The organism is Lysobacter hankyongensis, assembly GCF_039543145.1.
In the GTDB taxonomy this organism is placed as follows: domain Bacteria; phylum Pseudomonadota; class Gammaproteobacteria; order Xanthomonadales; family Xanthomonadaceae; genus Lysobacter_I; species Lysobacter_I hankyongensis.
The window spans coordinates 191546-211926 of sequence record NZ_BAABJE010000007.1 but is presented as its reverse complement, the minus strand read 5'-3'; the positions used below and the strand labels follow the sequence as shown (position 1 = coordinate 211926).

The following is a 20381-nucleotide window of genomic DNA, read 5'->3' as shown; positions in this document are numbered from 1 at the left end:
TGCGATGAGCGGTATCGGCGGCGGGCTCGGCAAGTTCACCGAGCTCCGTTCCCGCCTCCTGTTCGTACTCGGGGCGTTGATCGTCTACCGCATCGGGTGCTACATCCCGGTGCCCGGCGTCAATCCCGAGGCCATGCTGGAGCTGATGAAGACCCAGGAAGGCACCATCGTGGACATGTTCAACATGTTCTCGGGCGGTGCGCTGGAGCGTTTCAGTCTGTTCGCGCTCAACGTCGTGCCTTACATCTCGGCTTCGATCATCGTCCAGTTGCTGGTGCAGATCGTGCCCAGCCTGAAGGCGATCCAGAAGGAAGGCGAGTCCGGCCGCCGCCGCATCACCCAGTGGTCGCGCATCGGCGCGATCCCGCTGGCGGTGTTCCAGGCGGCGGGCATCGCAACCGCCCTGCAGGCTTCCGGCGCCAACAACGGCATTCCGGTGGTTTACTCGCCTGGCATGGGCTTCGTCCTGACCGCGGTCGTTTCGCTGACCGCCGGCACGATGTTCCTGATGTGGCTGGGCGAGCAGGTCACCGAACGCGGTATTGGCAATGGCGTTTCGCTGATCATCTTCGCCGGCATCGTCGCCGGTCTTCCGGGCGCTGTGCTGAACACGCTCGAACAGGCCCGCAACGGCGACATGAGCTCGCTGACGGTGATTTTCATCCTCGCGATCGTGCTGGTCTTCACCTATTTCGTCGTGTTCGTGGAACGCGGCCAGCGCAGGATCACGGTCAACTACGCGCGACGCCAGGGCGGCCGCAACGCGTACATGAACCAGACGTCGTTCCTGCCGCTGAAGCTCAACATGTCCGGCGTGATCCCGGCGATCTTCGCGTCGTCGATCATCATGTTCCCGGCCACCGCGTCGACCTGGTTCAGCGCCACCGGCAACGTCAGCATGCTGCAGAAGATCGCTCAGGCGCTGTCGCCCGGCGAACCGCTGTACATGATCCTGTTCGCCGCGCTGATCATCGGTTTCGCGTTCTTCTACACCGCGCTGGTCTTCAATTCGCAGGAAACCGCCGACAACCTCAAGAAGTCCGGTGCGCTCATTCCCGGTATCCGTCCGGGCAAGGCGACGGCGGACTACATCGATGCCGTGTTGACGCGTCTGACCGCGGCCGGTGCCATCTATCTGGTGATCGTCTGCCTGCTGCCGACGTTCATGCAGACCGAGCTGGGTACTTCGTTCTACTTCGGCGGCACCTCGCTGCTCATCGTGGTCGTGGTCGTGATGGACTTCATCGCCCAGATCCAGGCGCACCTGATGTCGCACCAGTACGAGAGCCTGCTGAAGAAAGCGAATCTGAAGGGCGGTAGTCGCGGTTCGAGGTAAATGCATTCACAAGGGTGGAGCGATCCAGTCGCTCCGCCAAGCGGTGTCGACCGACACACGGTCGATATCGCAACACCGGGATACTCCTTCGCGGATGATCCCGGTCCCCCGGCCGGAAACCGGGGAAATGGGCGACCTGTGCGGCGGTCTCGAGCGCAGGTGGGCCGAAGCCAGTGCCGGCACCTGAGGAGTGCCGGCCGGCGGGGAGGGGAATTCCGATCCGGAAGTTCCCTGCCAGCCAGTTTCGTTCCGTCGCCGGAGCATGGGCACTCTCCCCATGCCGGAAGGCTCGCTGGATCCCTTCGGGGCTCCGGCGGTGCATGGCTTCGGCCACGCCCCTTCCATGATCATCGAGGCCCTGTTAGAATTTCGAGTTCACTTAGCCCAAGTGCCCCATCCGCCGGGGAAACCCGGCCGCCAAACCAGTTGGAGATCCGCGCATGGCGCGTATTGCAGGTGTCAACCTGCCTGCCCAGAAACACGTCTGGGTCGGGCTGCAAAGCATCTACGGCATTGGCCGTACCCGTTCGAAGCAGGTCTGCGAGTCCGCCGGCGTCGCTTCGAACACCAAGATCCGCGATCTGTCCGAAGCCGAGGTCGAGCGCCTTCGCGCCGAGATCGGCAAGTTCACGGTCGAGGGCGACCTCCGCCGCGAAATCGGCATCGCGATCAAGCGTCTGATGGACCTGGGCTGCTATCGCGGCCTCCGCCATCGTCGCGGTCTGCCGCTCCGCGGCCAGCGCACCCGGACCAATGCCCGTACCCGCAAGGGTCCGCGCAAGGCCATCAAGAAGTAAGGGGCATCGATCATGGCCAAGCCGGCAGCCACCAAGACCAAGAAGAAGATCAAGCGAGTCGTCACCGACGGCATCGCCCACGTCCACGCTTCTTTCAACAACACCATCGTGACCATCACCGACCGTCAGGGCAACGCGCTGTCGTGGGCGACCTCGGGCGGCGCGGGCTTTCGCGGTTCGCGCAAGTCGACCCCGTTCGCCGCGCAGGTCGCCGCCGAGAAGGCCGGCAAGGCCGCCCTCGACTACGGCCTGAAGGCGCTCGAAGTGCGCATCAAGGGCCCGGGTCCGGGTCGCGAATCGGCCGTTCGCTCGCTGAACAGCGTCGGCTACAAGATCACCAACATCATCGACGTGACGCCCATCCCGCACAACGGGTGCCGTCCGCCGAAAAAGCGTCGCGTCTGATCGCGGCCTGAGGAGCAGAGAACACCATGGCTCGTTATATCGGTCCCACCTGCAAACTCGCCCGTCGCGAGGGCGCAGACCTCAGTCTGAAGTCGCCGGCGCGTGCGCTCGACTCGAAGTGCAAGCTGGAGCAGAAGCCCGGCCAGCACGGCGCGTCGCGCAAGGGCAAGCTGTCCGACTACGCCACCCAGCTTCGCGAGAAGCAGAAGGTCAAGCGCATCTACGGCCTGCTGGAACGTCAGTTCCGCAATTACTACAAGAAGGCCTCGACCAAGAAGGGCAACACCGGCGAGAACCTGCTGCAGATGCTCGAGACCCGTCTCGACAACGTCGTCTATCGCATGGGCTTCGCGGTGACCCGTCCGGCCGCCCGCCAGCTCGTGTCGCATCGCGGCGTGCTGGTCAACGGCAAGTCGGTCAACCTGCCGTCCTACCAGGTCAAGGCCGGCGATGCGATCACGCTGTCCGAAAAGGCGCAGAAGCAGATGCGCGTGCAGGAAGCGTTGAACGTCTCGTCGACCATGGATCTCGCCCCGGGCTGGATCGAAGTCGACAGCAAGAAGTTCAGCGGCGTGTTCAAGGCTGTTCCGGATCGCAGCGATCTGCCGGCCGACATCAACGAAGCGCTGATCGTCGAGTTGTACTCGAAGTAAGCGATGGCGAGATGCCGCCGGTGCCCCCGGCGGCAAGACTCCCGACCCCCACGGTCGTCGCGCTCCGCGTGTCGGCCGCCTCCCTCGCCCGGGGAGGCCCTCAGAAACACCGCCGCGGCCGCGAGGCCCCGGCTCCAGGAGACACCACAAGATGACGGTATCCGCCAACCAGGTCCTGCGTCCGCGCGCTCCGCAGATCGAGCGCCTTGCCGGCAACCGCGCCAAGGTTGTGATCGAGCCGCTGGAGCGTGGTTACGGCCACACCCTCGGCAACGCGTTGCGCCGCGTGTTGCTGTCTTCGATCCCCGGCTATGCCATCACCGAAGTCGAGATCGACGGCGTGTTGCATGAGTACACCACGGTCGAAGGCCTGCAGGAAGATGTACTGGAAGTGCTGCTGAATCTCAAGGACGTCGCGATCCGGATGGGCACCGGCGAATCGTCCACCCTGAGCCTGAACAAGCAGGGCCCGGGCGTGGTCACCGCCGGCGACATCAAGACGGACCACAACGTCGAAATCCTCAACACCGACCATGTCATCGCGCACCTGACCAAGGATGCCGCCCTGAACATGCGTCTGAAGATCGAGCGCGGTTTCGGCTACCAGCCGGCCGCTGCCCGTCGCCGCCCGGACGAAGAGACCCGTGCCATCGGCCGCCTGATGCTCGACGCTTCGTTCTCGCCGGTCCGCCGCGTGGCCTATGAAGTCGAAGCGGCCCGCGTGGAACAGCGTACCGACCTCGACAAGCTCGTGCTCGACATCGAAACCAACGGCACGATCGACGCCGAGGAAGCCGTGCGCACCGCCGCCGACATCCTGACCGATCAGCTGTCGGTGTTCGGCGACTTCACCCACCGCGACCGCGGTGCCGCGAAGCCGGCCGCCACCGGTATCGATCCGCTGCTGCTCCGCCCGATCGACGATCTGGAGCTGACGGTGCGTTCGGCCAACTGCCTGAAGGCCGAGAGCATCTACTACGTCGGCGACCTGATCCAGAAGACCGAAGTCGAACTGCTCAAGACCCCGAACCTCGGCAAGAAGTCGCTGACCGAGATCAAGGAAGTCCTCGCGCAGCGCGGCCTCTCGCTCGGCATGAAGCTCGAGAACTGGCCGCCGGCCGGCATCGCCGCCCACGGCATGCTGGGCTGAGCACCGGTCCAACTTTTTCGAAAATTGATTCCGGCACAGGGTGCCGGGGATAACCAGGAACCACGACCATGCGCCACCAGAAGTCCGGCCGCAAATTCAGCCGCACCAGCGCCCATCGCGAAGCGATGTTCCGCAACATGGCCGCCTCGCTGATCAAGCACGGCCTGATCCGCACCACGCTGCCGAAGGCCAAGGAACTCCGTCGCGTCGCCGAGCCGCTGATCACCCTGTCGAAGATCGACGGCGTGGCCAACCGCCGGCTCGCTTTCGCCCGTCTCCGCGACAAGGAGGCCGTCGGCACGCTGTTCACCACCCTCGGCCCGCGTTATCGCGAGCGTCCGGGCGGTTATCTGCGCATCCTGAAGTGCGGCTTCCGCGACGGCGACAATGCTCCGATGGCCTACGTCGAGCTGGTCGACCGCCCTGAAGCCGCGGCCTGATCGCGCTCTGCCGGCCGCGCGATCGCCCGGTCGAAGGCTGTGCAGACGCGATCGTCTGCGTAGTCGCTCCGAGAAAACCCCGGCATCCGCCGGGGTTTTTGCTATCGTGGAGCCGGAAATCCCCCGCGGTTCGCGAATTCCGGAGCCGCGCTTCAACCCGGGAAGGGAACCGCCGTCGGTCGCCGCGGTCATTCTTCCGGAACCCATCACGCAGACGTGCCCATGCAACCGAATCCTTTCCGCTGGTCCTACCGTTCGCAGTTTCTTCTGGGGTTTCTCGCCTGCGCGGGCTTGATCGGTTTCGCGATCTTCTCGCAGTTCCAGTGGGGGCTGATTCCGTGCCCGCTGTGCATCTTCCAGCGCATCGCCTTCGCCGCGTTGGGTCTCGTGTTCCTGATCGGCGCGCTGCACGGGCCCAAGGGTGTCCGCGGCCGTCGGCTTTACGGCCTGCTGGCGCTGATTCCCGCCGGGGTCGGCACCTACATCGCCGGCAAACACGTCTGGCTGACCACCTTGCCGCCGGATCAGGTGCCGGAATGCGGCCCGCCGCTCGGTTTCATCTGGGAAACCAATTCCTTCACGCAGACGATCAGCAAGGTGCTGAACGGCTCCGGCGAGTGCGCCAAGGTCGACTGGGATTTTCTGGGCCTGTCGATGCCGGCATGGAGTCTCGTGTGGTTCCTGCTGCTGGCCATCTGGGCCGTCTACGCCGGCTATCGTTCGCGCTGACGGCATCTGCGTTCTTCCCCGCCATCGCCCTACCCCCACAGGACGAGATCATGACCCGCCCCGAAACGCTCCAAGCCGTCGCTTCGCCCCCCCAAGGCTGGATGCCCGCCAGTTGGCGCCAACGCCATGCGCTGCAGCAGCCGACCTATCCCGATGCCGCCGCCCTGGAAGGCGTTCTGAACGAGCTGCATGCCTTGCCGCCGCTGGTCACGTCGCGTGAAGTGCTCAATCTCAAGCATCAACTCGCCGATGCGCAGGAAGGCAAACGCTTCCTCCTGCAGGGCGGCGATTGCGCCGAAATCTTCGGCGACTGCACGCCGGAAGTCATTTCCAACCGCCTGAAGGTGTTGCTGCAGATGAGCCTTGTGCTCGTGCACGGCCTGCGCCTGCCGGTGGTGCGTGTCGGTCGTTTCGCGGGCCAGTACGCCAAGCCGCGTTCCGCCGATACCGAAACGAAGGACGGCATAACCTTGCCGAGCTATCGCGGCGATCTGGTCAACGGACCGGAGTTCAACGCCGAGGCGCGCATCCCGGACCCGCGCCGCATGATCAAGGGGCACGCCCGTTCGGCGATGACCATGAACTTCATCCGCGCCCTGATCGACGACGGCTTCGCCGACCTGCATCACCCGGAATACTGGAACCTCGCCTGGGTCGGCCATTCGCCGCTGGCGGAGGAGTACCAGACGATGGTCGCCGGCATCGGCGACGCGGTGCGGTTCATGGAGACGCTGTCCGGCGAATCCATCCACAACCTGCGCAGCGTCGATTTCTACACGTCGCACGAAGCGCTGCTGTTGCCGTACGAGGAAGGCGTGACCCGCCAGGTGCCGCGACAGGCCGGCTGGTTCAACCTCGGCACGCATTTTCCGTGGATCGGCATGCGCACCGCGGCGGTCGACGGCGCGCACACCGAATACTTCCGCGGCATCTGCAATCCGGTCGCGATCAAGATCGGTCCGTCGGTGACGCCCGATCAGTTGCTGCGCCTGATCGATGTCCTCAATCCGAACGATGATCCGGGTCGTCTGAGTCTGATCCACCGCATGAGCGCGACCAGCATCGCCGACAAGCTGCCGCCGCTGCTGGAGGCGGTGAAGCGCGACGGTCGCCGCGTACTGTGGATCTGCGATCCGATGCACGGCAACACCGAGTCGACCAGCAACGGTTACAAGACACGGCGGTTCGAGAACATCCGCAGCGAACTGGAGCAGGCGTTCGAGATCCATGCCGCCATCGGCACCCGCCTCGGCGGTGCGCACCTGGAGCTGACCGGTGAGGACGTGACCGAATGCACCGGCGGTGCCCGTGAGTTGACCGACATCGACCTCGAGCGCGCGTATCGCACCACCGTCGATCCGCGCCTCAACTACGAACAGGCGCTGGAGATCGCGATGCTGATCGTGCGCAAGCAGGCGCAGATCAACGCACCGACGCCGATCTGATTGGCGTATCGAGCATCCACGAAAAAGCCCGCGCAAGCGGGCTTTTTCGTGTCGCGGAATGCCTGCCGCCGATTCGGCAGCGTTGCGGCTTACTTCTCGCTGCCTGCCTGGGTGCCCGTCTGCTTCTTCACCAGCGCGTCGATCGCGGTGGGCAGCGCGAACAGCGTGGCGTCCGGTGCGGTCGGATCGATCGACACGATGGTGATGAGCTGGGTCATGCCCGCGGCCTGGCTCTTGGTCTTGGCGGGAACCTTGATCGCACCGAAGGCCTTGTAATCGGACATGTGGCTGACCTGCTTGAGGTCGCCCATCGGTGTGGTGACCGTGCTTTCGCTGGACAGCAGCAGTCCGTCCTCGGTGCCGTAGCACTCGGCGCTTTCACGACCGGACACCCATTTGATCTCGACGCGGTAGCAGGGCCGGCCTTCGGAATCGGACAGGCCGACGGTCTTGGCCGAGGCGATCACGGCCGGGTCGTGCAGCGCGATGCGCGCATCGCTCTGCTCGATCTGCTGGTCGCGCTCCTTGCCTTCGAGCAGGCGCGGCCCGTTCATCGGGTCCATGCCCCAGGCGACGCCACCGCTGTAGCCGCTGCGGAAATCGCCGGCGCCCGGGATGGACATGACCGAGAGCCGATCGCTGCCGCGCCCGTAGAGGGTCATGTCGAGTTTCATGCCGTTCTCGACGATCTCCATCTGGACCTTGGTGGTGCCTTCGCCGTACTTGGCGTAGACCTCTTTGCCGCCGGTGGCGGCGATGTGCGCGTCGATGAGCCGGCGGGCGTCGGGGAGATCCGCCGCCTGGGCGAGCGGGGCGAGAGAGAGCGCCAAGCCGAAGGCGAGGGCGGTGCGGGCGAAGCGTGTCATGGGCGACTCCGGGGTCGGGGAAGGGATGCGGACGGGAGAAAGGGAACGGGGATGGATCATTGTGCCTCGCCGATCCATGCGAGTGCAGCGTCCAGCGCAGGATCACGGCCGGCGCGCAGCGCGGCCGCGGTCGGGGCGCTGGGCGCGTCGGGAATGACACCGATGCTTTCGATGCGGCGTCCCTTGGCGTCGACGTAATCGGCCATCGGGTACATCAGGCGGTCGCCGGACGGCAGCGGGGCGACGCCGGCCGGAAGGGCCATGCCGGCGCTGGTGTCGCCGAAGATGCGCGCGCGTTGCAGCGCCTGCATCCCGGCGGGGAACATGTCGGAACAGCTCACCGACGCGCGGTCGGTCAGGATCGCCAGCGGCCCGGAGAAACGACGCACATCGCGGCCATCGTCGGTCACCTGTCGCGGCAGCGCGGTGAGCCTCAGGTCGCCGCCGGAGGTGATCAGCGTGCCGAGCGACACCGGCTTGTCGAAGAACAATCCGCCGACGGCGCTCATCGACGCCATCAACCCGCCGGAATTGCCGCGCAGGTCGATCACCACGCCGCGGCAGCCGCCGTGTTCGCGCAGGGCCGCGACGAATCGATCGTAGACCGGCATCGCCCACTGGTTGAATTCGACATAGAGCACGCAGTCGCCATCGCGGGCGGAGAGCTTGCGCTGCGTGAATCGCAGCGGCATCGGCGGCAGGCCGGGCAGGGAGACCGTCTGTATGTCGGGATTGGCGACCGCGGTCAGCGAGAGATCGCGCGTCTCGCCGGCGAGGTCGCGCAACTGCAGCGCGATCCGTGCGCCGGGGCTCACCGCGTCGACCAGATCGTTGGCGTGCAGTTGCAGCATGGTCGAGCCGCGGCGCGCGGCGTCCGGCGACGCCTTCGACAGCGAGGTCAGCGTCGATACGGCATCGAAATCGCCGATACGTTCGACCACCCAGCCGGGGCGGATGCCCGCGCGCTGGGCCGGGAATCCATCGATCACCTGTTCGACCAGGAACCGCCCGTCGACGATGGTCAGGCGCATGCCCAGTTCGCCGTTGCCGACCTCGAACGGCTTGCCGGCCTGCGGCATCGCTTCGGCGGGGATCAGGACCAGATGCGATGCCCGCAGATCCTGCAGCAGTTCGTTGATTTCCCTGCGCAGCGCGGCGATGTCTTTCGCGTTCTCGATGTCGGGCTGGTGTTCGGCTTTCAGCGTTGCCCAGTCCAGCTGTTCGTGTTCGCCCTTGAAGCCGCTGCTCTGCAGGCGGGCCCAGACGATGTCGAACGTGTCCTTTGCGCGGATGTCGGCGGACGCCGCCGGTCCGGTCGGTGCGTCTGCATGGGCCGCAGGTGTCAGCAGCGCGGTCAGGGCAAACGCAAGCAACGTGCGGGAGAGGCGGGATGTCATGGTGGATGTTCCTTCCGGGACAAGAGAGGGGCGAGCGGGTTCGCTTCCGGTTCGCATGTCCACACGACAGCGATCCGCGGCGAATGTGACCATGACCGATGGCAGGGGGTCTCCGCTTGCCGGCGCGATCTCCGGCGCACTCAGGCGGTCGCCAGTTGCCACGCCTGGCGCGCGATCAGCAGGAGCACGATGACAAGGAACACCGCGCGCACGAACCCCTGGCCGCGTCGGATCGCCAGATGGCTGCCGATCCAACTGCCGATCATGTTGCCGACGATCAGCGGAATCGCCAGTACCCAGATGACGTAGCCGCCGAATGCGAGCACCGTCCAGGAACTGAGATCGGCGGCGACATTGGTGGTTTTCGACACCGCCGACGATTTCAGGAAATCCAGGCCGAGGAAACTGACGAAGGCGAACACCATGATCGTGCCGGTGCCCGGGCCGATCAGCCCGTTGTAGAAACCGGTCGCGCCGCCGATGGCGATCGCGGCGAGCGATTCGTGCTTCGGGTGGAAACGGCGCTCTTCGCGCAGGCCAAGGTCCTTGCGCAACACGGTGTAGAGCGCGAGCAGCACGCAGATCGCGAGCACCGTCCATTTCAGGATTTCGCCATCGATGCGTTTCGCAAGCTGCACGCCGACCGCCGATGCGCTGAGTGCGGCGATGCAGGCCGGGATCAGGATGCGGCCTTCCACCCGGATCCGGCGCAGATAATTCCAGGCCGCGACGCTGGTGCCGAAGATCGAACTGGTCCGCTGCGTGCCGATGGCCTGCAGGATGTGCAACTGCGGGTGCAGATTCAACATCGCCGGCGTCAACACCAGGCCGCCGCCACCGACGATGCTGTCGATCAGCCCCGCGGCGAAGCCTGCGAGCGCGGTGAGCAGCCAAAGCGTGAGATCGAGATCCATCGGTGGCCGGCGCTCGCATCGGGCGGAAAACAGCCGGCATTGTAGGCGGGCGCCGCGGGCGCCGGCAGGCGTATCGGCGCGCGGCGAGTCAGGGCGCGGCGAGGCGGGCCGCGCGGCGACGTTTCATCAGATCGCGCACCAGCACGCCGACGATCGCCAGATTGAGCATCAATACCGCGAGCGTGGGCCAGCCGGGATATCGCCACAGTGCGTAAACGCAGAACGGCACATACAGCGCCGCCGCGAATGCGCCCAGCCACGAGGCCCAGGCGCGCACCCGCCACAGCCCATAGAACAGCACGAAACGCAGCGCGGCGTAGACGCCGATGGCGGTTGCCGCCAGCAGCACGGTATCCGGTGTGATGTGGACGAGCAGACGGCCGAGCGCGCTGTGGTGCGGATCGAAATGCAGACGCTCGCCCACGCTGGCGATGACGGCACGGATCGGCGCCGGGCCGACCGCAGCGAGCGCGATCGCGGACGCACTGGCGAGCATGCCCTTGCCGAGTTCGATCAACGCGATGACATGCAGCCCGGGATGCGCACGTGGGCTGGGATCGTAGACGGACGTCGGGCGCATGCGGAGATCGCGAGTCAGGAAGAGAGGGCTGCGCGGCGGCGGGCCGCAAGGTCCCGGGCGAGGATCCACAGCATCGCCAGATTCACCGCCACGAGGGCGGCGGACGCCGCGCCGGGGTCGCGCCAGCATGCGTACAGATCGAACGGCAGATACAGTGCGACGGACACGACGCCGAGCAGCGAGGCCCAGGCGCGGCCGCGCCACAATCCCCAGCCTTCGACGCAGCGCAGTGCGGCGTAGGCGGCGAGAAACGTCGCGATGAGCAGCACCGATCCGCCGTCGACATGCCGGATCACCGCTGCAATCGCGCGATGCACCGCGTCGTAGGGCGCGAGCTTCGCGAGCCGGTCCAAGGCATGGTTCACGCCCTGCGCGCCGACGGCGAGCAGGGCCGAGGTTCCGATCAGGGCCAGCGCGCCCTTCAGCCATTCGATCAGCGCGATGGCCCGTACCGTCCGCGACGACGGTGCGGCTGACGTGCCTGTCGCGTTGTGCGGCATGAAAAGCGACCGACGCTCCCGGAATCAGGCGGAGCGCGAGGCGCGCTTGCGGTCGGTTTCGAGACGGAACTTCTTGCGCAGGCGGATCTGCTTGGGCGTGACTTCGACCAGTTCGTCGTCGTCGATGAATTCCAGCGCCTGCTCCAGCGAGAACTTGATCGCCGGGATCAGACCTTCGTCGTCGTCCTTGCCGGACGCGCGGAAGTTGGTCAGCTGTTTGCCGCGCAGGGCATTGACCGTGAGGTCGTTGTCCTTGCTGTTGATGCCGACGATCTGGCCTTCGTAGATTTCCTCGCCCGGCTCGATGAACAGACGGCCGCGTTCCTGCATCGCGATCTGCGCGTAGGCCGGCGAGCTGCCGGTGCCGTTGGAGATCAGCACGCCGTTCTGACGCTGACCGATCGAACCTTCGGTCTTCGGGCCGTAATGATCGAACACGTGGAACAGCAGGCCGGTACCGGCGGTGAGCGTGCGGAATTCGGTCTGGAAGCCGATCAGGCCGCGCGCCGGGATCATGTAGTCGAGACGCACGCGGCCCTTGCCGTCCGGTTCCATGTTCTGCAGCAGCGCCTTGCGCTCGCCGAGGCGGCCCATCACGCCGCCCTGGAACTGTTCTTCCATGTCGACGACCAGCGATTCGATCGGTTCCTGCATCACGCCGTCGATCTCGCGGATGATCACTTCAGGACGCGACACCGCGAGTTCGTAGCCTTCGCGACGCATGGTTTCGATCAGGATCGACAGATGCAGTTCGCCGCGGCCGCTGACCTTGAACTTGTCGGCGTCGGCGGTGTCTTCCACCTTCAGCGCGACGTTGTGCTGGGTTTCGCGGGTGAGGCGGTCGCGCAGCTGGCGCGAGGTCAGGAACTTGCCGCCGCTGCGGTCCTTCACGCCGGCGAACGGCGAATCGTTGACCTGGAAGGTCATCGAGATCGTCGGTTCGTCGACGGCGAGCACCGGCAGTTGTTCGACCGCATCGGTCGCGCACAGGGTGTCGGAAATGCCGATGCCCTCGATGCCGCTGAAGGCGATGATGTCGCCCGCCGAGGCTTCCGGCACTTCGATGCGCTCCAGGCCCATGAAGCCGAGCACCTGCAGCACCTTGGCGTTGCGGGTCTTGCCTTCGCGGTCGATCACGGTGACCTGCTGATTGGTCTTGACCTTGCCGCGCTGGATGCGGCCGACACCGATGATGCCGACGTAGTTGTTGTAGTCCAGCGAGGTCACGCGCATCTGGAACGGGCCGTCCGGATCGACTGGCGGCGCCGGCACGTGGTCGCAGATCGCTTCGAACAGCGGGGTCATGTCGCCGCCGCGCACGTCTTCGGTCATGCCGGCGTAGCCCTGCAGGCCGGACGCGTAGACGGTGGTGAAATCGAGCTGGTCGTCGGTGGCGCCGAGGCGGTCGAACAGATCGAAGGTCTGGTCGAGCACCCAACTGGCGCGGGCGCCGGGGCGGTCGACCTTGTTGACGACGACGATCGGCTTGAAACCCATCGCGAACGCCTTCTGGGTGACGAAGCGCGTCTGAGGCATCGGGCCGTCCATCGCATCGACCAGGATCAGCACCGAGTCGACCATCGACAGCACGCGTTCGACTTCGCCGCCGAAGTCGGCGTGTCCCGGGGTGTCGACGATGTTGATGCGCCAGACTTCGCCGGTTTTCGGGTTGGTCCAGCGGATCGCGGTGTTCTTCGACAGGATCGTGATCCCGCGTTCCTTTTCGAGATCGTTGCTGTCCATCACCCGGTCGGGGACGACGGCGCGCTCGTTCAGGGTGCCGGACTGCTTGAGCAGCTGGTCGACGAGGGTGGTCTTGCCGTGGTCGACGTGGGCGACGATGGCGATATTGCGCAGGCGTTCAATGGACATGGCGAATGCGCGCCCGGAGGTGGCCGGACGCTGATTTTCGTGAAGGAAGCCGACTATTATAGCCGCTGACCGGGAGCAATGGCTCGGTTTCCCCTGTTCAGAGTCAGGAGACCGCGTCGCATGCACCCCGCCAAGACCGCCTGGAAGCCGCCGATCGGCCTGCTCCTGCTGGATGTCCTCGGTGTTGCGCTGCTGGCGGTGGGACTGGTGATGCAGTTCGCGCCGGACGCATCGCTGGCGCAGGCCCTGCCAGCCGCACTGCGCCTGCCGCTGCTGATTGTCGGTGGCGGCATGGCTGCGCTGGGTTGGGCGGGGATGGTGATTTCGCTGCTGGCGCACCGCCGCCGCTGATCCATCCACCGCAGCCATTGCGGTCGTCGCTGCAAACCTTCCGATTCTAGTCCTTTCCCTGGTCCGCGCGCCTGCCCCGCGACAAGGCGCGGTGGGCCCTCACGTGGGAGTCTGTGGTCATTCCCAACAGCCCACAGGCGGCCACATGATCCAGGAAACCAGCGGCGACATCCTCAAGACCCGAGCCCAGGCCATCGCGCATGGCGTGGCCCCCAACGACGACTTCCACACCGGTCTGGCGCTGTCGCTGCGCGAACATGCGCCGGCGCTGTACAAGGATTTCCGCCACTACTGCCAGTCCACCCACCCGAAGAGCGGCAGTCTGTGGACCTGGACCGGGGCCGACGGCCGGCGCATCGTCAACCTGTTCACCCAGGACGGTGCGGAAGGCCATCACGGTGGCAAGCCGGGCAAGGCCAGCCTGCAGCATGTCCGCCATGCCCTGAAGGCGCTGCGGGCGGAGATCGACGACCAGAAGATCGCGAGTCTTGCCATTCCGCGGCTCGCCACCGGGGTCGGCGGCCTGGACTGGGAGGACGTGCGTCCGCTGATCCACGAATACCTCGCCGACGCCGGCATTCCGGTCTTCGTCTATGCCACCTATCGGGCGGGCGTGGTCGCCGACGAAATGCTCTGATCCGCACCGGATCCGGTTTGGGGCGCACCGGCCACGTTCGCCGAGGAGGGCGGGCGTGGTACGGTGTTGCCCCGTTTTTTCGTCCATATCCGCCCCTTCCGGAGCCCGCCATGAGCCTGATCGCCCACTTCGACACCGACCGCGGCCCGATCCGCATCGAACTGCACGCCGACAAGGCGCCGCTGACCGTCGCCAACTTCGTCAATCTGGCCCAGCGCGGCTTCTACGACGGCCTGATCTTCCATCGCGTGATCGCCGATTTCATGGTCCAGGGCGGCTGCCCGCAGGGGCGCGGCACCGGCGGCCCGGGCTACCGGTTCGAGGATGAAGCCAACAATGGCGTCCGTCACGAGCGCGGCGTGCTGTCGATGGCCAATGCCGGCCCCAACACCAACGGCAGCCAGTTCTTCATCACCCACGTCCCCTGCGGCTGGCTCGACGGCAAGCACACGGTCTTTGGCAAGGTGCTCGAAGGCATGGACGTCGTCGACAGCATCCGTCAGGGCGACACCATCAAGTCGCTGAAGATCGAAGGCGACGCCGAGGCCGCGCTGGCCGCCAAGGCCGATCGCGTGGCGGAGTGGAACAAGATTCTCGCCGCCTGATCCATCGTCGTTTCCGCTGCGCGGCGAGCGCGTCGCGCAGCGTTTCATCCTCCTCCGGGAACCATCGTCATGAAGCGCCTCCTTTCCGCTCTCGTTGTCTCTCTCGTTCTGCTCGGTGGTTGCACCCGGGATCCCGTGGTCGCCGATCTCGAAGCTTTCGATCGACATGCCGCCGCGGTGATCCGCGATCCGGTGTCGAGCGGCATCGAACAGCGTCTCGCCGCGGCGAAGACGACGCAGGAGCGCATCACCATCCTGGACGAGTGGATTGCGGTGATGGACAAGAACACCGCCGCATTGGCCACGTTCAAGGCGAAGACGCCGGAAGTGGCGAAGATCGCAGATGGGCTCAACCAGAGTCTGGCGTCGAGCATCGAAGGCGCGCGCGCGGTGCGTGCGGCGCTCGCGGCGAACAACAGCATGATGATGAACGACGCCGCCATCAAGATCACGCAGGGGAATACGCAGTTGGTCGTGCAGGTCAATGCGTTGAAGCAACTGGCCGCGGAAAAAGGCTACGAGCTGAAGTGATCCGCAGCGCCGGCGTCGGCTGAGGCCGGCGCCGGGCACCGGCCGATCGTCCGATGATCGGCGGGCGGCTGTCTGGCTATACTCCGGGCCATCGATTTCCGATCGGAGGCTGGGATGGCGGATCCGGACGATAGAACCACGACACCGTCCCCCGGTGGGTCGGTCGATGTCACCAGAATGACGCCGCGGGAACTGCGCGGCGTGATGCAATGGCTGGGCTACGAACCGCCGGCGCAGATGAGCCCGGCCGATCTTGCCGCCGCGGCCGCGTTGGCGCAGGCGCTGCCGCGCGAAGCCGTCGCCGCGGCGCTGAATCCCGGCACCCAGGTCAATTTCACGACGCCGCTCGGTGGCCTCGGCGTCCCGGGCGTGCTGCCGGTCAGCGGCGGGCAGAATTTCGAGGCCGGCGGCGAGGTGGCGCTGTCGCGCGTCCGTGTCGGCCCGGGCGGCGAGCGCACCCAGGTGCTGGAAATGTCGGTGGAACTGCTGAGCCAGATCGGCGCCGCCTACGGGCGCACCGATCTGAATCGGCTGTATCGCTACGCCGATCGTTTCGACGTGCTGCCCGACGGCGTCCGCGATCGCGTCGACGGTTGGCCGCGGGCCGCGCAATGGGCCGTGCGCGGCCCGGACTTTCGCGGATCGGTCTCGGCCGAACAGTTCAGCGGCGGTCGCTTGAGTTACGAAGCGGTGGTGCCGCCGGAACTGGGTGCGCGCATCGCCGCGGGCGATCTGCGCGCGGCACCCAATCCGCTCGATCCCCTGTCGATGCCGGCCGGCGCATCGGTGGTGATGCGCGGCGAGTCGCTGGAAGGCACCGCGTTCGCGGCGTCCTACCGGATGGTGCGCGGCAACGAAAGCCTGACCGAACTGCGCGGGCAGGGCTTCGGCGTGCGCCGTCTCGAAGGCAACATGGTCGAAGTGACCACCGGCGCCATCGCCGCGGTGGAGCGCGAGGCCTATCTCGGCCTGGGTCTCGCCAGCGTCAATGTCGGTATCGGCAACGAACGACGCCTTTCCGACGAGCGCCTCTCGGTGGCGCGGATGGATCTGGGCACGCCGGAAGGGCAGGACGCGTACCGGCAGTTCATGCAGACCGGCTTCGTGCCGGACCGCGCCGGTCCGGGCGTGCCGCAGGCCGGTGAGCGCAGACAGGTGGAGGCGCAGAGCCAGACCACGGCGCAGGCCAACCTCGGGCCAATCTCGTGGGCGGCGACGCTCTCGGACTGGCGTTACGAGAATGCGTCCACCCGCTGGCAGGACGGCAGCGGCGAGCAGCGCGTCAGCGGCCAGCGCCCCAACGGCGACGCCTACGAAGTCACCGCGCAGACCCGGCCCGACGGCAGCGTCGACGAGGCCAGCCGCTCGTGGCGCGTGGCGCTGACCGGCATGCATCCGGCCGCGGCCAGCTACATGCGAACCGCTTTTTCCGGCGCCGATTACGCCGCCGATCTGCCGGCCGGCACCACTGCGGACATGCGTTTCACCGATCGCGACCTGATGCGGATGCGCGATCTCGCGCGCGACGAACTCGGCAGCATCAACCCGCAGGCATTGGCCTATATCGACGCGCGCCGCGATCAGCCGTTCGGCATGCGCACTGCCGACCCGGGCAGTGTCCTGCAGCGCATGGCCGCGGCGCAGACCCCGGAGGAAGTGTTCCGCGCCGGTTTCGTCGCGCCGATACAGTCCAGCGGCGCGCTGTCGGAAACGTTGTTGACGTTGTCGATGCGTGCGCAAGCCAACGGACACGATCCGCGGCTCCCGGGCGATCTGACCCTGCGCGATCGTGCGATGACACCGTTGTTCGAACACACGCGTGCGGCCGCCGATCCTGCTCCCACGGATCCTGCCCGCACGGATCCTGCCCGTTCCGAAGCCGTCCGCACCGAAGCTGCCCCCGTCGAGCGTTCCGTGGCGACGCCGGCGGTCCCGGATGCGACGCCGCTGTCGTCGCCGGTGACCTTGCCGCGCGCGAGCGCCGATCCGCGACAGCCCGACGATCCGGATCATGCCCTGTACCGGCAGGCTTCCGGCGCGGTCCAGCGTCTCGACGCCTCGCTCGGACGCCCGCCGGACGGCGCCAGCGAATCGCTGGCCGCCAGTCTGACCCTGCTGGCCCGCCAGAACGACATGCGCATCGATCATGTGCTGTTGAGCACCGGCAACGGCACCGTGGGGCAGGGCGAGAACGTCATCATCGTGCAGGGCGCGCTCGACGATCCCGCGCACCGCGTGGCGGCGATGCCGACGCAGGCGGCAGTGCAGACGCCTGCCGAAGACAGCTTCGCCCAGCTGGGGCGTCAGCGGCAGGACACGCCGGCCCCGCCCGAGCAGGCGCCGCGCACGCAGGATACGCCTGCGCCGCACACCCAGGAGACGCCGGAATTGGCGGTCGCGCAGAGACGCTGATGGCGTGACGCCCACGCGTCGCGCATGCGAAGAGAGCGCCTTGCGGCGCTCTCTTCGTGTTTCGGCGCGACCGCGCCGGTCAGCGATCGCGGGTCATTTGAACCGCATGCCGTCCAGCATCGTCTCGACCGCGGCCACGTCGCGGCCGTGGTAATACTCTTTCGGTGCGATCCACACCAGCACGTTGAGCAGGTTGTTGCGCTCGGCGACGGCGGCGGTGCCCTTGTAGATCAGGCCGTCGGGATTGGTCATCTCCACGTCGAAGCGGATGCCTTCCACGGTGCCGAAGGTGTGCGGACGCAGGTTCGAGGTCTGGATGCCGACCCACTGCTGGTCGGCGAAACCGTCGGCCACCAGTTTCTGCTGTTCGTCCAGACGCATGCCGGCGCGATACCACGGGCCGTCCGGGCGCGATTTGCGCTCGCGCACCATCTGGAACACGTGTTCGCCGGGCTTGATCTTCGAGAAGATGATCAGGCGGTTCAGCGCGACGCCGTCGATGGTCCACAGCTCGTTGCGGCGGGACTTGATCCGCGCCCAGTCCAGCGACGTGGTCATGGTCATGTCGAACGTGGTCACGTCGCCCCTGGTCTGCAGCTTGCCGCCGGCCGAGGCGCAGGCGGTGAGCAGCAGGGCGAGCGCGACGGGCAGCAGCCATTTCAGCGGGCGCAGCGTCATGGGGTGGGCTCCAGCTTGGTCAGATAGTGTTTGATCAGCGCGGCGTCGGCCGCATCGGGCGCGGTCTGCAGATAGGTGCGCAGCGCGTTGGCGGCGCCCGCGGCATCGCCCTGCGTGCGCAGCAGCATGCCCTGTTCGCGCCACGCCGCCGCCGGCGGTTCGGGCAGCGTCAATGCTTCCGCATAGAGCTGTCCCGCGCGGGTCATGTCGTCGTTCTTGTTGCGTCGACGGTGCGCCTCGGCGAGATAGAACGTGGCGAGCGCGGCGGTGTCCGGCGCGGCGTCCTGCTTCAGTTCCGAGAACACCTGGATGCTGGTGTCGTAGGTGCGGCGCGACAGCTCGCTGTCCATCCAGCGCTGCAGGAACGGTTTGATCGCGGCGCGATATTCGGCCGTGTAGGTCTGCGGATCGGCGACGCTGACCTTGGCCGCGGCGGCACTGATGTCGATGATGCGCTCCGCGCTCTGCGGATGGCTGGCGAACACCGCGCGATCCTTGTGCGTGCGGTCGGCCTTCTCTTCGCGGCGCAGGCGTTCCCAGACGCGCACGCCGCCCTGCGGGTCGTAGCCCTGCGCGACCGCGCTGGCGAAGCCGAGGCTGTCGGCTTCGCGTTCGTTGTCGCGGGATTGTTTGTAGAGACCGGAAATGCCGCCGAGATAGGCGAGGTCGCCGGCGATCGGCACGCCCACGCCCAGGGTGACCAGGGCGAAGGTGTTGAGGAACGCGGTGGTGCGCTTCGCGGTCTGCCAGCCCTCCAGCGAATGCCGCGCCTTGTAGTGCGCGAATTCGTGGCCGAGGACCACGGCGAGTTCGGATTCGTCGCGCATCCGCAGCAGCGCGCCGCTGAAGATCAGGGTCACGCCGTTCGGCGCCATCGACGCGTTGAACACCGGCACATCGACGATGTACACGCGCAGATCCTTGCAGTACTCGCCGGTGACCTTGCAGGTCACGCGTTCGACGTAACGCTGCAGTTCCGGATCGCGGACGATCTGCGGCGACTGGCGGATCTCTTTCTCCGCCTGGTCCATGCCGTACCACAGCTCGGCCTCGACCGAGCCGACGGCCGGCCGTTCGCCGGGCTGGATGTGCGGCAGCGTGGCGGCGCCGGCGATGCCGGTGACCATTGCCGTCAGCGCTGCGGTCGCGAGCGCGGTGCGGATCGAGGATCGACGGAAGCCGCGCATGGCGATCACTTCACCGGGAGTTTCTGCAGCATCTGCTGCACGGTCTTGGCCGCGCCCTTCTGGTCGCGCAGATCGCCCGACTGGTTGGCGAGCAGGTTGTACCAGACCACCTGGCCGGTGCGCAGGTCGACCACGGTGGCCACGCCGAGCTGCACGCCGCCGCCGATATCCAGGCCGGTGCCCATCGCCGCGCCCATCAGCAGGCCGAACACGCGCAGCGCGGTGCGGCCGCCGCTGGCGTAGCTGTCGCGGACGTAGGTGAAAAGGGCGTAGTCGGCCCCGGTCTGCTCGCGGAGGGCAGACACGCCCGGACCGAGGCTCCAGTCCATCCGCGGTTTGCCTTTGGCGTCCTTTTTGGTCGCCAGCACGCTGCCGGGGACGGAGTATTGGCTGATGCTGACCGCCACCGCCTGGTTCAGGCGGATGATCTGGCCGAGCTGCGACGTGGGGTCGAGGCCGTCGGGGATGTCGTAGTCCGGCACCAGCACCACACTCTTGCCCTGCAACTGGGCGTGCACTTCGGCCGGGTAGAGCCGGCGCGCGGCGTCGGACCATTCCTTGCGCGGCTCGGTCAGGCCGCCGGCGGTCAACAGATACAGCTCGATGTCGGGTTCGACCAGCACCATGTTGCCGTCGATCTTCACCTGGTTGCCGCTGTCGTCGGTGGCGACGCGGGCCCGGGTGGCCGCGGTGGCGGAGGTGGCGCCGAGGGCGAGCGCGATCAGCGTCGCGAAGGCGAAGAAACGAGTGTTCACGCGGCGTGTCCCCTTTCCGGTCTTTGCCCGGTCTTTGTCCGGTCGTCGTGCCGTGGATGATGCGGTGGCGGCCGCGAAGGACCGCTTTGCATGCGGGCCCTGCTGCGGTCCGGAACCCGCGCGGCTACAATAGTCCAAACC

Annotated in this window: 22 protein-coding genes; 13 read left to right on the top strand and 9 right to left on the bottom strand. The window is 66.7% G+C overall.

Annotated elements, in window-relative coordinates; translation table 11 throughout:
• Window positions 1-4: 4 nt before the first annotated feature.
• The 8 genes from secY (at window position 5) to ABD974_RS09070 (ending at window position 6955) form a co-directional block, all read left to right on the top strand.
• Window positions 5-1336 (top strand): preprotein translocase subunit SecY, encoded by a 1332-nt coding sequence (gene secY, locus ABD974_RS09105; RefSeq protein WP_425562667.1) that lies wholly within the window; start codon window positions 5-7, stop codon window positions 1334-1336.
• Between the two features lie 440 nt (window positions 1337-1776).
• Window positions 1777-2133 carry a 30S ribosomal protein S13 gene (gene rpsM / locus ABD974_RS09100; protein WP_345302993.1) on the top strand — a complete coding sequence of 119 codons (357 nt, stop codon included), beginning with the start codon at window positions 1777-1779 and terminating at the stop codon, window positions 2131-2133.
• A gap of 12 nt (window positions 2134-2145) precedes the next feature.
• Window positions 2146-2538, top strand: coding sequence for a 30S ribosomal protein S11 (rpsK, locus tag ABD974_RS09095; RefSeq protein WP_137851378.1), 393 nt, complete (start codon window positions 2146-2148; stop codon window positions 2536-2538).
• Between the two features lie 26 nt (window positions 2539-2564).
• Window positions 2565-3191: a 30S ribosomal protein S4 gene (gene rpsD / locus ABD974_RS09090; protein ID WP_345302992.1), complete on the top strand. Its 627-nt coding sequence runs from the start codon at window positions 2565-2567 to the stop codon at window positions 3189-3191.
• Between the two features lie 151 nt (window positions 3192-3342).
• Window positions 3343-4341 carry a DNA-directed RNA polymerase subunit alpha gene (locus ABD974_RS09085; RefSeq protein WP_345302991.1) on the top strand — a complete coding sequence of 333 codons (999 nt, stop codon included), beginning with the start codon at window positions 3343-3345 and terminating at the stop codon, window positions 4339-4341.
• 68 nt (window positions 4342-4409) lie between these two features.
• Window positions 4410-4781 (top strand): 50S ribosomal protein L17, encoded by a 372-nt coding sequence (gene rplQ / locus ABD974_RS09080; protein ID WP_137851381.1) that lies wholly within the window; start codon window positions 4410-4412, stop codon window positions 4779-4781.
• 222 nt (window positions 4782-5003) lie between these two features.
• Window positions 5004-5510 (top strand): disulfide bond formation protein B, encoded by a 507-nt coding sequence (locus tag ABD974_RS09075; RefSeq protein ID WP_345302990.1) that lies wholly within the window; start codon window positions 5004-5006, stop codon window positions 5508-5510.
• Between the two features lie 50 nt (window positions 5511-5560).
• On the top strand, window positions 5561-6955 hold the full coding sequence (locus ABD974_RS09070) for a class II 3-deoxy-7-phosphoheptulonate synthase (RefSeq protein ID WP_345302989.1): 1395 nt from the start codon (window positions 5561-5563) through the stop codon (window positions 6953-6955).
• A gap of 89 nt (window positions 6956-7044) precedes the next feature.
• Here the strand turns inward: ABD974_RS09070 and ABD974_RS09065 are convergent, their stop codons facing one another.
• The 6 genes from ABD974_RS09065 to typA all read right to left on the bottom strand — a co-directional run bounded on the left by ABD974_RS09065 (window position 7045) and on the right by typA (window position 13084).
• Entirely contained in the window at window positions 7045-7821 is a 777-nt protein-coding gene (locus tag ABD974_RS09065) for a hypothetical protein (protein ID WP_345302988.1), read from the bottom strand.
• A 56-nt stretch (window positions 7822-7877) separates the two neighbouring features.
• Window positions 7878-9218 (bottom strand): S41 family peptidase, encoded by a 1341-nt coding sequence (locus tag ABD974_RS09060; RefSeq protein ID WP_345302987.1) that lies wholly within the window; start codon window positions 9216-9218, stop codon window positions 7878-7880.
• A gap of 140 nt (window positions 9219-9358) precedes the next feature.
• Window positions 9359-10132, bottom strand: a complete 774-nt coding sequence (locus tag ABD974_RS09055; protein WP_345302986.1) for a sulfite exporter TauE/SafE family protein — start codon at window positions 10130-10132, stop codon at window positions 9359-9361.
• A gap of 88 nt (window positions 10133-10220) precedes the next feature.
• Complete coding sequence (locus ABD974_RS09050) at window positions 10221-10712, bottom strand: DUF2127 domain-containing protein (protein ID WP_345302985.1); 492 nt, start codon at window positions 10710-10712, stop codon at window positions 10221-10223.
• Between the two features lie 14 nt (window positions 10713-10726).
• Window positions 10727-11212, bottom strand: a complete 486-nt coding sequence (locus tag ABD974_RS09045) for a DUF2127 domain-containing protein (RefSeq protein ID WP_345302984.1) — start codon at window positions 11210-11212, stop codon at window positions 10727-10729.
• A gap of 24 nt (window positions 11213-11236) precedes the next feature.
• Window positions 11237-13084, bottom strand: a complete 1848-nt coding sequence (typA, locus tag ABD974_RS09040) for a translational GTPase TypA (RefSeq protein ID WP_345302983.1) — start codon at window positions 13082-13084, stop codon at window positions 11237-11239.
• Between the two features lie 120 nt (window positions 13085-13204).
• Between typA and ABD974_RS09035 the strand changes: the two genes are divergently transcribed.
• The 5 genes from ABD974_RS09035 to ABD974_RS09015 all read left to right on the top strand — a co-directional run bounded on the left by ABD974_RS09035 (window position 13205) and on the right by ABD974_RS09015 (window position 17620).
• Window positions 13205-13435 (top strand): hypothetical protein, encoded by a 231-nt coding sequence (locus ABD974_RS09035; RefSeq protein WP_345302982.1) that lies wholly within the window; start codon window positions 13205-13207, stop codon window positions 13433-13435.
• Window positions 13436-13580: 145 nt separating this feature from the next.
• Window positions 13581-14072: a macro domain-containing protein gene (locus ABD974_RS09030; protein WP_345302981.1), complete on the top strand. Its 492-nt coding sequence runs from the start codon at window positions 13581-13583 to the stop codon at window positions 14070-14072.
• A gap of 110 nt (window positions 14073-14182) precedes the next feature.
• Window positions 14183-14677, top strand: a complete 495-nt coding sequence (locus ABD974_RS09025) for a peptidylprolyl isomerase (RefSeq protein ID WP_345302980.1) — start codon at window positions 14183-14185, stop codon at window positions 14675-14677.
• A 69-nt stretch (window positions 14678-14746) separates the two neighbouring features.
• The gene (locus ABD974_RS09020; RefSeq protein WP_345302979.1) at window positions 14747-15208 is read left to right on the top strand and encodes a hypothetical protein; all 462 of its coding nucleotides are present in this window, start codon (window positions 14747-14749) and stop codon (window positions 15206-15208) included.
• 177 nt (window positions 15209-15385) lie between these two features.
• A complete protein-coding gene (locus ABD974_RS09015; RefSeq protein ID WP_345302978.1) occupies window positions 15386-17620 on the top strand; it encodes an XVIPCD domain-containing protein in 2235 nt (744 codons plus the stop codon).
• A gap of 93 nt (window positions 17621-17713) precedes the next feature.
• Here ABD974_RS09015 and ABD974_RS09010 read toward each other — a convergent pair whose 3' ends face one another.
• Genes ABD974_RS09010 through ABD974_RS09000 form a run of 3 tightly spaced genes read right to left on the bottom strand, consistent with a single transcriptional unit; the run spans window position 17714 to window position 20240 of the window.
• Window positions 17714-18298, bottom strand: a complete 585-nt coding sequence (locus ABD974_RS09010; protein ID WP_345302977.1) for a hypothetical protein — start codon at window positions 18296-18298, stop codon at window positions 17714-17716.
• Window positions 18295-19485: a M48 family metalloprotease gene (locus ABD974_RS09005; RefSeq protein ID WP_345302976.1), complete on the bottom strand. Its 1191-nt coding sequence runs from the start codon at window positions 19483-19485 to the stop codon at window positions 18295-18297. The genes ABD974_RS09010 and ABD974_RS09005 overlap by 4 nt, the downstream gene beginning before the upstream one ends.
• 5 nt (window positions 19486-19490) lie before the next feature.
• Complete coding sequence (locus ABD974_RS09000) at window positions 19491-20240, bottom strand: hypothetical protein (RefSeq protein ID WP_345302975.1); 750 nt, start codon at window positions 20238-20240, stop codon at window positions 19491-19493.
• Window positions 20241-20381: the final 141 nt, after the last annotated feature.